Genomic DNA, 13,317 nt, shown 5'->3' with positions numbered 1-13,317 from the left:
GACACCGAGCCTAGCGGTGCCGCGGCCGCCCGTGGTGCCGTGGGGCGAGCGGAGCACCGGCAGGTGTCAGATGCCCGACTCGTAGGTGCGGACGAGGACGGCGTTGCTGTCGGGGCAGAGCACGACGTCGTCCTCGGCCGCGGCGCGCACGGCCGCCAGGTCGCTGCCGGTCAGGGCCACGCCGCTGGCGCTCGACACGCCGCCGCGCAGCAGGGACGCACCCACGCCGTAGCGGTCGCGCTGACGTTCGTAGAGGGCCAGCAGGTCGGCGGGCACCGTCGCCGCGATGGTCTCGCGGTTGGCGACGACCTCGGCCCGGTCGGCCTCGAGCTCGGCGAGCTTGGCGTCGCGTCCGGTCTCGGCGTCGACGCGGCGGGTGTCGAGCTGGTCGAGCTCGTCCCGGGTCACGGCGGCGACGGCACCCAGGCTCTCGACGCGCTCCATCACCTCGAGCTCGAGGTCCTCCAGGTCGGAGCGACGCTTGGCCAGGGCGGCGAGCTCGCCCTCGAGGGCGGCGACGTCCTTCGTGGACGACGACGACGCGATGCGCTGCTCGTCACGGGCGACGCGCGCCTCGACGACGGCGACGTCGGACTCGATGCGCTTGAGCTCGCTCTGCGCGTCCTCCCACGCGCCCTGCTCGGTCGCGAGGCGGCTGCGCAGGCGCGAGCCGTCACCTTCGAGCGATGCGAGGACGGCGATCTCGGGCAGGTTGGCGCCCTTGTGTGCGATCTGGCGCAGCGCGGTGTCGAGTTGCTGCAGGTCGAGCAGCAGGGCCTGGTGCTCGTAGCTGGCTTTCATCAGGGGCATGGGGACTCTTCTCGGGGTCGGGGGGAGGCGGGGACGGGGCGACGAGGAGGCGCGGGTCGCGAGGTCTCACGGGTCGCGGCCCGGCGTCGTCGCGATGGGCGGCTCGAGGTGCTCACTGCACGACGGCGAAGTCCCACGGGTCGGTGCGCAGGTCGCTGAGGGTGACCTCGACGTCGTGCAGCTCGCGCCGGAGCTGCGCCGCCGCGGTGTCGAGCCAGAGCCACTCGGCGGCCCAGTGCGACACGTCGACGAGGGCGGGGCCGCGACCCAGCCTCATCAGCTCGCGAGCGTCGGAGGCGGGGTGGTGCCGCAGGTCGCTCGTGACGTACACGTCGGCGGTGAGCACCGCCGGGTCCGCCAGCAGCGAGTCGCCGGCCCCGGCGCAGAGGGCGACGGTCTCGACGACGTGGTCGGCGTCGCCGGCCACGCGGATGCCGGACGCGGTCGGGGGCAGCACGTCCCCGAGTTGGCGGGCGAGGGCCACGAGGGTCATCGCGTGCGGCAGACGACCGACGATGCCGAGGCCCGTGCCCTCGGTCGTACCCGGCGTGATCGGGCGCTGCTCGACGAGGCCGAGCTGGTGGGCGAGCACGCGGGACGTGCCGGTCTCGACGATGTCGGCGTTGGTGTGCGCGGCGACGAGGCCGCACCCGGCCCGCAGGAGCCGCGCGACGACGGCGCCCTTGGTCGTGTCTTCCGCGACCGTCGAGACGCCGTGGAACAAGAGCGGGTGGTGGACGAGCAAGAGGTCGGCGCCCATGCCGACGGCCTCGTCGACGGTGTCGAGCACGGCGTCGACCGCCAGGTGCACGTGCGTCACGGGTTGGTCGGGATCACCGACGACCAGGCCGGGTGAGTCCCACGACGAGGCACCCGCGAGAGGCCAGAGACGTTCGATGACGGAGTTGACCGAGGCGAGGGTGGACACCTCGACAGCCTAGTCGCGAGCCGTCGAGCGGAACCCCGTGATCATGACCGCGACGATGAACGCCACGACCGCGGCGCCGAGCAGGGCGACGACGACCGAGACCGACGTCGACAGGCCCGTCAGGCCCACGGCACGGACGAGGAAGCCCTGCCAGGCGAACGAGCCGAGGTCGCTCAGCAGCAGCCCGAAGCCCAGGACGGTGCCGACGACGACGCCGGCCACGACGCCGATCGGTCCGCGGCGGGCGACGCGCGTCGCGTCGTCGGGGCGGGTCGAGACCGACGCGAGCGCGGTCAGGCCGACGAGGCCGGTCGCGACGGGGACGGCGACCGTCGCGAGGACCGCCGAGGCGACGGCGAGGGCGGGGACGAAGGCCAGCACGACGGCCGCCACGACGACCAGCGCGGCCGTGGCGGCGACCACGAGCGCGAGGGGACGGCGCAGCAGGGGCGGGACGGGGGCGGAGGCGACCGCCTGCGGGGCGGGGGCCGGCGTGGTCGGGGCGACCAGCGCCTCCTGGTCGGCTGCCGCCTGCTCGTCGGGGACCTCGGTCGGGGAGGCTGCGTCGACACCGAGCCCCTGCGGGCCGGTCGACGTGACGACGACGGGAGAGGAGGTCGGGGCCGAGGCAGCGGCGCGGTCGCCGTCCGAGCCGGGGGTGAGCGGGACGTGCGGTGCGTGGCCGGCCTCGACGACGGGACGGGCCTCACGGATGGCCCCGGGGGCCACGACGGGGACGACCCCGGTGAAGCGGAGGCGGGTGGCCTCGAGTGCGCGGGCCGCCTCGTCCGTGCCGACGCGGGTGATCTCGTCCTCCCACGAGGCGAAGCGCGCGGCCTCGACCTCGCGCAGGGCGAGCTGGGCCTGGACGACGGCCATCAGGTCGATGGTCGCGGTGTCCTCGAAGCGCTTCTCGACCAGGCGGGCGAGCACCTCGTCGTCGAGCGTCATCCGCTCGGGAGGCTGGGGCAGGTCGTCGGGCACCGACACGGCGAGCACCGGCAGCGTGATCGCCGAGGTGTCGACCGAGTGGCGGGCCACGCTCGCGGGCCGGGCCTCGAAGACGTCGGTGGGCACCACGTCGTCGAGGGCGACGTCGGCGCGGTGCGAGGGGATCGAGACGGGGCGGGGCGCTCGGGCCGTCGCGGCTTCTGGCTCGGCTTCGGCTTCGGCCTGGGGGACGATCTCGGTCGGCGCGTCGAGGCGGTCGGCGGGGGCCACGGGGGCGAGGGTCTGGTTCACGGGGTGGTGCTCCTGCTGGTCCGGGCGAGCGGAGGACTCGGGGACGGTGTCGTCGAGAGGTGCGACGAACGTCACACGGCGCCGGTGGAACGTGACGTCGTCGTCGAGGGGTGCGATGCCCCCGACGCTCGCGGTCTGCACGTTGTCGGCCATGCTCGGATGGTAGGTGACGAACGGCCTCGCACCGGGCGGACTCGCCGGTCCGACCGGCACATTCCCCGTTCCGGGCCGATCGGCCGACCGCTCGGCGCCCGCGACGATCGGAGCGTCAGGAGGCGCGGGTCAGGTGGGCGAGCACCTCGCGCGCGACCCCGCGCGACCCCAGGCCGAGGTGACCCGACCGGGGATGCACGGCGAGCGTGGCGTCGGGCAGCCCGGCCACGGTGCGTGCCACGAGGTCGAGTGGGTAGAAACCGTCGGCGCCCCCAGCCACGACGAGCGTCGGCACCGTGACCTCGCCGAGGCGGTCACCCACGTCGAACGAGTCCTCGGCGTCGAGCGTCACGACCAGGTCGTCGTGCCGGTCGCCGACGACGACGTGGTGCGCCACGCGTCCGAGGCGCCGCAGGGCGTTCGAGGCGGGGACGCCGGTGGTCGTCTGACCGAGCATGGCGGCCGAGGCGCCTCGCGCGTCGCCGGCCCGGAGGCGTTCGGCCGTGCGCCGCTGGGCCTCGCGCCCGGCGTCGCCCAACCGGTGGGCCGACGACACGAGGACCAGTCGCCGCACCAGCCCGGGGTGGTCGACGGCCAGCTGCAAGGCGATGCTGCCGCCCGTCGACGTGCCGACCACGTCGACCGGGCCGTCCACGATCTCGGCCGCGGCCCGGGCCACGTCGTCGGCGAGGTCGCTCATCGTGGTGCCCTCGGGCAGTCCACGGCGACGGCCCAGCGTCCACAGGTCGAGTTCGCGGACGAGCGGCGCCGTCTCGAGCCGCAGCAGGGTGCGGTCCCATGCCGAGGGGTGGTGGCGACCCGGCCCGACCCCGGGCAGGAGGATCGTGGGCGCGCCGCTTCCCCGGCGCACGAAGGGCTGGCCCGCCACGGTGCCGCGGGTCGTCGCGGGCCGGCTGGTCACGGTCGACCCAGCCCGCGGAACCGCGTGGGGGCCTCGCCACCCTCGACGAGGTCGACCAGGATCGACCCCACGAGCGGCGTGAACTTGAAGCCGTGCCCCGAGAAGCCCGCCCCCACCACGACGGGGCCGATCCGGTCGAGCACGAAGTCCTCGTCGTCGGTCGTCGTGTACGTGCAGCTGATCGGGTCGGCCGTCTCGGCGTCGACGCCGGGCAGCCACTCCCGCGCGTAGCGCCGCAGCTGCTCGAGCTGCTCGGGGTCGGGCTCGAAGGACCGGCGGTCGGGGTGCACGACGGGGCCGGCTCCGTGCCAGCCCGCCTTGACGCCCTCGCCCGGCGTGAGCATGCCGTAGACGACGCCCGGCCACCACGACTCGGTGGGTCGGTCGGGGTCGGGACGGTGGTTGACGCTCGGCCACACGGCCTGGGGGTCGGTCACGGCGAAGTGCGCGGGCTGCTCCTGCGTCACGGTGAGCCGAGGGAGACGGACGAGACCGCCGACGACGTCCTCCGTCCAGGCACCCGCCGTCACCACCACGCGGCGGGCGACGATCTCGTCGTCGGCCGTGACGACGCGGACGCGCTCGGGCCCCTCGACGTGGAGTCCCGTGACCGGCGTCGACCAGCGCAGTCGCGCCCCGTGGGCCGTCGCGGCCCGGGCGAGGGCCGCCAGGGCGTCGGCGGCCCGGATGCGGCCGCTGCCGGGCACGTGCAGCACCTCGGTCTCGAAGCGCATGCCCGTCCATCGCTCCCCCGCCTCCCGGGCGTCGACCAGTTCGCCGAGGACGCCTGCGTCGACGTGCAGGGCGCGCATCCGACGGAGCATCGCCGGGCGACCGTGGTTGACCACACCGACGAGGTCGAGGAGCGGGGTGCCGGTCTCGTCGGCCAGCGCGTCCCACCGCACCCGCGCCTCCTGCACGAGGGCGACGTAGTCGGCGTCGTCGTAGGCGACGTTGAGGTTGCGGGTCGCGCCGTGCGAGGCACCCCGGTGGTGCCCCTGCTCGAACCGCTCGACGAGCACGACCTCGTGCCCGCGCGACGCGGCCTGCCAGGCCGTCGCGAGGCCCATGGCGCCTCCGCCGACGACGACCAGGTCGACGTCGGCGCGGGGCGGACTCGGGCGACCGGACGACATCCCCCGAGCATAGGAGGCGCGGTGCGGCCCGGCCCCGCCGGCTCGCGTCCTCGGGGCACGCCCGCCTCCCTGGCCCGCCGACGGGGGCTGCTGCCCTCGCTCCGGGTGCCGGTGGCATCCCTCGACGGCCGCCACGGGATGCGGTGCGCACAGCAACAGGGGGACCTCGTGGACCGACCGAACGATCAGGCGATGCCCGCGGGCCCCTCGGGGACGACACCCGTGTCCGTCGTGGCCGAAGGACTCGTGCAGCGGTTCGGGCCGCTCGAGATGCGGGCCCTGCCCAGCGACTACCCCGCCGGCGCCGTCGACGTGCCGGGAGCCGGCCACCCCGAGATGCTGCGCGTCCGGCTGGGCGCGACCGAGTTCGTCGACCTGGGGCACGACGGATCGCACTGGTTCGCGGTGCCCCTGCGCATCGACGCGTCGGGGCCCACGCCCCTCGACCAGCGGCGACGTGACCCGATCGGCGTCGGTGTCGGTGAGACGACGTCCGTGGTGCTCGACGCGGCCTCGGCCACGGTGCGGCGCTGGGCCGCCCTGGTCCCGCCCGAGTCGCGCCTGGGCACGGCCTGGCCCGCGCCGCAGGCGTTCGCACCCGGTGCCGTGGCGGGCGTCCCGGCTCCGAAGAGATCGCGAGGCGTGCTGTTCGGCGTGCTGGGCGCGGTCGGGGTCCTCGCCTTCGGCGGGGTGTCCTTCGCCCTCTACCAGGCCAACGGAGGCGAAGGGGGCGTCATCGAGACCGGTTCCGAGCTCGTGAGCGAGCTCACGACCGGGGACTGCTTCGACATGACCGACGGGATCGACGACGACTACCAGACCTTCGTCGACGTGACCGCCTGCGGCGAGGTGCACCACTTCGAGGTGTTCGCCGAACCGGTCCTCGACGACGACGCGTTCCCGGGCGACGACGAGGTCGCACAGCTCGGAGACGACGCGTGCTACGAGGTCTTCGACGACTACGTCGGGTCGACCTGGGAGGACTCGGCCCTCGACTACGGCTGGTTCACGCCGACCGAGGACACCTGGGCCACCGGCGACCGCGAGGTCACCTGCTACCTCGCGACCGCGCCCGAGGGCGAGTCGGCCAGCCTGGCGGGCAGCGGGCGCTGACCTGCGGGGCCGGGGTCGGACCCGCGACACGAACGGGGGCGGCCCCGTCCACCCTCGACCTGGGATGATCGGCGGATGACCTGGCGCAAGCTCCTCAAGGCGTTCCCCACCGTGATCCTGGTGGTCGACATCCTCATCAGGATCGTGTCGGTGGCGGTCGTGCCGCGCAACCGGCGTCCGAGTTCGGCCATGGCGTGGCTGTTGGCGATCTTCGTCGCCCCCATCCCGGGCAGCGTCCTCTACGGCCTGCTCGGCAGCACCAAGCTGCCGAAGGACCGGCGGGACAAACAGCGCGAGATCAACTCGCTCATCCTCGAGAACACGCAGGGGCTCGACAACCGCGTGCCCACCGACACCCAGCCGCCGTGGTTCGGGACGGTGGTCCAGCTGAACCGCACGCTCGGTGCCATGCCCCTGATCCCGGGCAACACGACTCGGCTGCTGCCGGACTACGCCGGATCGATCGCGGCCATGACCGAGGCCGTCGACGCGGCCGAACGGTACGTGCACGTCGAGTTCTACATCTTCACGCGCGACGAATCGACCTTCCTCTTCTTCGACGCCCTCAAGCGTGCCCACGACCGTGGCGTGAAGGTGCGGGTGCTCTACGACCACTGGGCCACGATCCGCAACCCCCAGGGCCGGGTGACGCGCACCTGGCTCCGTGACTCCGGCATCCGTTTCGAGGAGATGCTGCCGTTCCACCCCACCAAGGGCATGTGGCGGCGACCCGACCTGCGCAACCACCGCAAGATCGTGGTCGTCGACGGCGACGTGGCGTTCACCGGCTCCCAGAACATGACCGATCCCAGCTACAACAAGCGCGGCAACATCCGACGGGGCCTGCAGTGGAAGGACCTCATGGTGCGCGTGGACGGGCCCGCCGCGGTCGGCCTCAACGCCCTCTTCATCACCGACTGGTACAGCGAGACCGACGAGCTGCCCACCGACGCCGAGGCCGAGCCGCTCGTCGAACGCCGCACGGGCGACGACGCCTACGAGTGCCAGGTCGTACCCAGCGGGCCGGGGTTCGACGGGGAGAACAACCTCCGGTTGTTCAACGCCCTGGTCTACGGCGCGCAGGAACGCCTCATCATCGCGAGCCCCTACTTCGTGCCCGACGAGTCGATGCTCTACGCCATCACCACCGCGGCGGAGCGCGGGGTCGACGTGCAACTCTTCGCCTGCGAGGTCGCCGACCAGTTCCTCGTCTACCACGCGCAGCGGTCGTACTACGAGACGTTGCTGCGGGCCGGGGTGCGGATCTTCCTCTACGAGAAGCCGATCGTCCTGCACTCCAAGCACTTCACGGTGGACGACGACGTGGCGGTGATCGGCTCGAGCAACATGGACATGCGCTCGTTCAGCCTCAACTTCGAGGTGTCGCTCATGGTGCGTGGAGCGGGCTTCGTCGACCAGGTCCGCGAGATCGAGGCGGACTACCGCGCGAAGTCGCACGAGATCACGCTCGCCGGCTGGCTCACGCGACCCGCTCCCCTCCAGGTGCTCGACAACGTCGCGCGCCTCACGGCGGCGGTGCAGTAGGTCCCTCCTCGCGGCGGCGCGGCCAGGGGCGGTCGGTCGGTGGACGGTGGGCGCGACGAGGGGCAGAGTGTCGGCATGGACCAGAAGGAACACCTCAGCCGGTACCTGACCCGTTCGCGCGACGACCTGGTGCGCAAGCTCGACGGACTGTCGGAGTACGACGTCCGTCGACCGCTGGTGCCGAGCGGCACCAACCTGCTCGGGCTGGTCAAGCACGTCGCCACCGTGCAGCTCGGCTACCTCGGCGACGTCTTCGGGCGGCCGAGCGGCATCGAGACGCCGTGGCTGACCGACGAGAGCGAGCCCGAAGCCGACCTGTGGGCGACACCCGACGAGAGTCGGGCCTTCGTGGTCGACCTCCTGCAGCGGTCCGACGCGCACGCCGACGAGACGATCCGGGCGTTGCCGCTCGACGCGCCCGGCGACGTCCCCTGGTGGGGACCCGACCGCCGTGCCGTCACCCTGCACCAGATCCTCGTGCACCTGACCGTCGAGACCGCCCGGCACGCCGGCCACGCCGACGTCGTCCGCGAGCTGATCGACGGCGGCCTCGGCAACGGTCCCGCCGATCCGAACCTGCCCGACCGCGACGCCGACGGATGGCGTCGACACCACGACCGCGTCGAGGCCGCCGCCCGCGCCGCCGGCCGCTGACCGTCGCGCGACGGATGTCGTCGAATCGTGACGTCTCGGCAAGCTCGCAGGAGGCGCCCCTCGCGGGGTCCGGGTCGGGAGCGTAGCGTCGCCGGGGTGATGCCTCCCTCCGCGAGAACCGTCGGCGAACTCAGGCGCTCGGGCCACGTCCCGAAGCCCCTCCGCACCGAGATCCGAGACAACCTGCTCGACGCCCTGAGAGAGGGCCGCGACCCCTGGCCAGGACTCCACGGCTTCGAGTCGACGGTCATCCCCCAACTCGAACGGGCGTTGATCGCGGGCCACGACATCGTCCTGCTGGGTGAACGCGGTCAGGGCAAGACCCGCCTGCTGCGGACGCTCGCGGGTCTGCTCGACGAGTGGTCCCCGGTCATCGAGGGGTCCGAACTCGGCGAGCACCCGTTCGAGCCGATCACGAGCGAGAGCCGTCGTCGAGCCGCCGACCTCGGTGACGACCTGCCGGTGGCCTGGCGGGGACGCGACGAGCGCTACGTCGAGAAGCTCGCGACGCCCGACACGAGCGTCGCCGACCTGATCGGCGACGTCGACCCGATGCGCGTGGCCGAGGGACGCAGCCTGGGCGACCCCGAGACGATCCACTTCGGGCTCATCCCCCGCGGCCACCGAGGCATCGTCGCGGTCAACGAGCTGCCCGACCTCGCCGAGCGCATCCAGGTGGCGATGCTCAACGTGATGGAGGAGCGCGACATCCAGATCCGCGGGTACGTCCTGCGACTGCCCCTCGACGTGCTCGTCGTGGCCAGCGCCAACCCCGAGGACTACACCAACCGCGGACGGATCATCACGCCCCTCAAGGACCGCTTCGGCGCCGAGATCCGGACGCACTACCCGACCGAGCTGGCCGACGAGGTCGCGGTCGTCCGCCAGGAGGCCGACCTCGTCGCCGAGGTGCCCGACCACCTCGTCGAGATCCTCGCCCGGTTCACCCGCGCCCTCCGTGAATCGCCCTCGGTCGACCAGCGCAGCGGCGTCAGCGCCCGGTTCGCGATCGCCGGCGCCGAGACCATCGCGGCCGCGGCGCTGCATCGCGCGACCCGGCAGGGCGAGGACGAGGCCGTCGCTCGCCCGATCGACCTCGAGACGGCCGTCGACGTGCTCGGCGGCAAGATCGAGTTCGAGTCGGGCGAGGAGGACCGGGCCGAGGAGGTCCTCGAACACCTGCTGCGGACGGCGACCGCCGAGACCGTCCGTGCCCACTTCCGCGGGCTCGACTTCGACGCCCTCGTCGACGCCCTCGAGTCGGGCGTCATGGTGACGACCGGTGAGCAGGTCACCGCCCGGGACTTCCTGGCCGGGTTGCCCTCGCTCGGTGAGGACGACCTCTACGACCGCGTCGCCGAACGGCTCGGCGCGACGACCGACGGCGGTCGCGCCGGGGCGATCGAACTGGCGCTCGAGGGCCTCTTCCTGGCCCGGCGCGTGAGCAAGGAGAGCGGCGACGGTGAAGCGGCCTACGGGTTCTGAGGTGCGACGTGGCTAGGGCGAACCGGCGGTTGCACCGGGCCGCGCGGTACCAGAGGTACGCCGACGGTCCCGACCCGCTCGCGCCTCCTGCCGACCTGTCCGAGGCGCTCGATGCCGTCGGGCGCGACGTCATGGCCGGTTCGAGCGCCGAGGCGGCACTCCGCGAGTTCCTCCGCCGCGGGGGCCGCGACCGGACCGGCCTCGACGACCTCGCCCGGCAGGTCGCCGAACGCCGGCGGGCCCTGACCCGGGACCACCACCTCGACGGCACGTTGCACGAGGTCCGCGAGCTGCTCGACCGGGCCCTCAGGGCCGAACGCGCCCAGCTCGCCCGCGACGTCGACCTCGACGACGGCGACCGCGCCCTGGCCCAGCTCCAGCTCGACAGCCTGCCGCCGTCCCCGGCCGGCGCCGTCGCCGAGCTGTCGGACTACCGCTGGCAGAGCGGTGAGGCGGGTCAGGCGTACGAGCAGATCAAGGACCTCCTCGGTCGCGAACTGCTCGACCAGCGGTTCGCGGGGATGAAGGGCGCCCTCGAGAACGCGACCGACGCCGACCGCGAGGCCGTCGCCGAGATGCTGCGCGACCTCAACGCATTGCTCGACGCGCACGCCCGTGGCGAGGACACTCCTGAGCAGTTCGACGACTTCATGGCGAAGCACGGCGACTCGTTCCCCGAGCAACCGGGCGACGTCGACGAGCTGATCGACGCCCTCGCCGCGCGGGCCGCGGCCGCCCAGCGGCTGCGCAACTCGATGACGGCCGAGCAACGGGCCGAGCTCGACGCCCTGGCCCGACAGGCCTTCGGCTCGCCCGACCTGATGCAGTCCCTCGAACAGCTCGACGGCACCCTGCGATCGCTGCGACCCGGGCAGGACTGGAGTGGCTCCGAAGGCCTGGACGGCGAACAGGGCCTCGGGCTCGGCGACGGCACGGGGGTCTTCCAGGACCTCGCCGACCTCGACGCGCTCGCCGAACAGCTGGCCCAGCAGTCGAGCGGCTCCTCGCTCGACGACGTCGACCTCGACGCCCTGCGCCGCCAACTGGGCGAGCAGGCCGCCGTCGACGCCGCGGCCCTGCGGCGGCTCGAGAAGGCCCTCCGCGACTCGGGTGCCCTCCGCCGTCGCGCCGACGGCACGCTCGCCCTGACTCCGCGGGCCATGCGACAGCTCGGCAAGAACCTCTTGCGCGACGTCGCGGCGAAGATGTCGGGACGAGCCGGGAGGCGCGAGTTGCGGTCCGCGGGAGCCCTCGGCGACCGCTCCGGCGCGAGTCGTGAATGGGCCTTCGGCGACACCGAGCCGTGGGACGTCACCCGGACCATCACGAACGCGGTCACGCGGACCGCCGCCGGCGGCGGCCGCACCGACGGCGGGGTGCGGATCGAGATCGGCGACGTCGAGGTGCACGAGACCGACGCCCGGACGCAGGCCTGCGTCGCCCTGCTCGTCGACACGTCGTTCTCGATGGCGATGGAGGACCGCTGGGTGCCGATGAAGCGCACCGCCCTCGCCCTGCACACCCTGATCACGTCGCGCTTCCGCGGCGACGACCTGCAGCTGATCGGGTTCGGCCGGTACGCCGAGGTCATGCCGATCGAGCAGCTCGTCTCCCTCGACGCGAAGTGGGACAAGGGTACGAACCTCCACCACGCCCTTCTGCTGGCGAACCGGCACTTCCGTCAGCACCCGACCGCGCAACCCGTCCTGTTGATCGTCACCGACGGCGAGCCGACCTCGCACCTGGAGCCCGGCGGTGAGGTCTTCTTCGACTACCCGCCGCACCCCGTGACGATCCTGCGGGCCGTGGAGCAACTCGACGTGGCCCGCCGCCTCGGCGCGCACACGACGTTCTTCCGACTCGGCGACGACCCGGGGCTCGCCCGCTTCGTCGACGGGATGGCCCGGCGCGTCGACGGCACGGTGACCGCCCCCGACCTGGACGACCTCGGGGCGGCGGTCGTCGGGTCGTACGTCAGAACACGGGCCACGGAACCGCCGGCATAGGGCCGTGCGGCTCGGGGAAGACGGGCGACGCGAGGAGGCGCGCGCAGCGGTCGTCGAGCGCCTCGAGTTCGTCGGGGGTGAGGAGAGGAGCCAGGGTCGAGCCCAGCGAGCCCGAGAGGGCGGATCGGACGCGGCCGACCCCGTCGACCTCGTCCGCGGTCAACGGGTCGCCGATCCACCCCCACAACACCGTGCGCAGCTTGTGCTCGGCGTGGAACGTGAGGCCGTGGTCGACGCCGTGCCGTCGCCCGTCGGGCAGCGCGAGCACGTGGGCGCCCTTGCGGTCGGCGTTGTTGACCACGACGTCGAACACGGCCATGCGTCGGAGCGCCTCGGTGTCCTCGTGGATCAGGGCGACCGGTCCGTCGTCGCCGTCCCCCTCGAGGACGAGACGCCATCCGTCGTCGGGCAGGTCGTCGGCCGGAACGAGGTCCACCGCGTCCTGCTCGGGGTCGACGTCCTGCCAGAGCTGGACCATGCCTTCGCCGAGCGGACCGTCCCGGAGCCAGGTGCGCGGCACGACCCCCCAGCCCAGGGCCTCGGAGACGAGGTAGGCCGCGACCTCACGGTCGGCGAGCCGCCCGTCGGGGAAGTCCCAGAGCGGCCGTTCGCCGGCGACGGGCTTGTAGATGACCGACACGTCGCCGAGGCGGGCCAGGAAGGACGCGTTGGACGCCGTGCGGATGCGACCGGTGAGCTCGAGCTCGACGTCGTCGGACGGAACCGCGTCGGGCACGTCGGCCGGCGCGTCCTCGGTCGACGCCGAGGACATCAGGCCTCGCCGGACAGGATGCAGACGTGACCCTCGGGGTCGATCGGCTGGCCGCAGAAGGGGCAGAGGGGCCGGCCGGCCCCGACGATCTCGAGGGTGCGCGCCGCGAACGCCCGCGCCGTGCCGACGGGGATGCGGACGACCATGACCTCGTCGGGCTCGAGCTCGGCCTCGTCGGCCTCGGTGTCGTCGTCGACCTCGACCAGCGGGAACGCCTCGATGACGACCTGGGCGGTGGAAGGGTCCCAGCCGAGACTGAGGGCCCCGGCCCGGAACTCGGGTTCGACGGGCTGGTCGAGCGGCTCGTTGTCGACGAGCTCGACCGGGATGCCGGTGGGCACGCTGACCGGGTTGCCGTCGGCGGCCATCACCTGGTCGAGGATCTCGTCGATCTTCTCGGCGAGGGCGGCCGACTGCATCTTCTCGAGGCCGACGCTCGTGACGCGAGCCCCGTCACGGGCCTGGAGGTAGAACGCACGGGAACCGGGACGACCGACGGTCCCGACGACGACTCGGTCCGGCCAGTCGAAGGTGTGGACGATGGAGGGCAT

Annotated in this window: 12 protein-coding genes; 5 read left to right on the top strand and 7 right to left on the bottom strand. The window is 73.1% G+C overall.

Going from position 1 to position 13,317, the window contains the following annotated elements:
* Window positions 1-66 precede the first annotated feature (66 nt).
* The 5 genes from ASE87_RS04625 to ASE87_RS04605 all read right to left on the bottom strand — a co-directional run bounded on the left by ASE87_RS04625 (window position 67) and on the right by ASE87_RS04605 (window position 5,191).
* Window positions 67-810, bottom strand: a complete 744-nt coding sequence (locus ASE87_RS04625; RefSeq protein ID WP_231567006.1) for a zinc ribbon domain-containing protein — start codon at window positions 808-810, stop codon at window positions 67-69.
* Window positions 811-922: 112 nt separating this feature from the next.
* Window positions 923-1,738, bottom strand: a complete 816-nt coding sequence (locus tag ASE87_RS04620; protein WP_056226300.1) for a Nif3-like dinuclear metal center hexameric protein — start codon at window positions 1,736-1,738, stop codon at window positions 923-925.
* Window positions 1,739-1,747: 9 nt separating this feature from the next.
* The gene (locus ASE87_RS04615) at window positions 1,748-3,133 is read right to left on the bottom strand and encodes a hypothetical protein (RefSeq protein ID WP_056226298.1); all 1,386 of its coding nucleotides are present in this window, start codon (window positions 3,131-3,133) and stop codon (window positions 1,748-1,750) included.
* 115 nt (window positions 3,134-3,248) lie between these two features.
* Complete coding sequence (locus ASE87_RS04610; protein ID WP_056226295.1) at window positions 3,249-4,055, bottom strand: alpha/beta fold hydrolase; 807 nt, start codon at window positions 4,053-4,055, stop codon at window positions 3,249-3,251.
* The gene (locus tag ASE87_RS04605) at window positions 4,052-5,191 is read right to left on the bottom strand and encodes an FAD-dependent oxidoreductase (protein ID WP_056226292.1); all 1,140 of its coding nucleotides are present in this window, start codon (window positions 5,189-5,191) and stop codon (window positions 4,052-4,054) included. The genes ASE87_RS04610 and ASE87_RS04605 overlap by 4 nt, the downstream gene beginning before the upstream one ends.
* A 192-nt stretch (window positions 5,192-5,383) precedes the next feature.
* Between ASE87_RS04605 and ASE87_RS04600 the strand changes: the two genes are divergently transcribed.
* The 5 genes from ASE87_RS04600 to ASE87_RS04580 all read left to right on the top strand — a co-directional run bounded on the left by ASE87_RS04600 (window position 5,384) and on the right by ASE87_RS04580 (window position 11,994).
* Window positions 5,384-6,304 carry a septum formation family protein gene (locus tag ASE87_RS04600; RefSeq protein WP_162235862.1) on the top strand — a complete coding sequence of 307 codons (921 nt, stop codon included), beginning with the start codon at window positions 5,384-5,386 and terminating at the stop codon, window positions 6,302-6,304.
* 75 nt (window positions 6,305-6,379) lie between these two features.
* On the top strand, window positions 6,380-7,849 hold the full coding sequence (gene cls / locus ASE87_RS04595) for a cardiolipin synthase (protein ID WP_043592645.1): 1,470 nt from the start codon (window positions 6,380-6,382) through the stop codon (window positions 7,847-7,849).
* Between the two features lie 75 nt (window positions 7,850-7,924).
* On the top strand, window positions 7,925-8,503 hold the full coding sequence (locus ASE87_RS04590) for a DinB family protein (RefSeq protein ID WP_056226286.1): 579 nt from the start codon (window positions 7,925-7,927) through the stop codon (window positions 8,501-8,503).
* Window positions 8,504-8,602: 99 nt separating this feature from the next.
* Window positions 8,603-9,988: a magnesium chelatase gene (locus ASE87_RS04585; protein ID WP_043592641.1), complete on the top strand. Its 1,386-nt coding sequence runs from the start codon at window positions 8,603-8,605 to the stop codon at window positions 9,986-9,988.
* An 8-nt stretch (window positions 9,989-9,996) separates the two neighbouring features.
* A complete protein-coding gene (locus ASE87_RS04580; protein WP_056226283.1) occupies window positions 9,997-11,994 on the top strand; it encodes a VWA domain-containing protein in 1,998 nt (665 codons plus the stop codon).
* On the opposite strand, the gene ASE87_RS04575 is transcribed toward ASE87_RS04580, so the two are convergent.
* Window positions 11,963-12,766 (bottom strand): SCO1664 family protein, encoded by an 804-nt coding sequence (locus tag ASE87_RS04575; RefSeq protein ID WP_157489677.1) that lies wholly within the window; start codon window positions 12,764-12,766, stop codon window positions 11,963-11,965. The genes ASE87_RS04580 and ASE87_RS04575 overlap by 32 nt on opposite strands.
* Window positions 12,766-13,317, bottom strand: coding sequence for a DUF3090 domain-containing protein (locus ASE87_RS04570; RefSeq protein WP_043592638.1), 552 nt, complete (start codon window positions 13,315-13,317; stop codon window positions 12,766-12,768). The genes ASE87_RS04575 and ASE87_RS04570 overlap by 1 nt, the downstream gene beginning before the upstream one ends.

Origin of the sequence: Frigoribacterium sp. Leaf44 (assembly GCF_001421865.1) — a bacterium.
GTDB lineage: Bacteria > Actinomycetota > Actinomycetes > Actinomycetales > Microbacteriaceae > Frigoribacterium.
The sequence above is the reverse complement of the archived record's forward strand: the minus strand, read 5'-3'. Positions and strand labels throughout refer to the sequence as shown.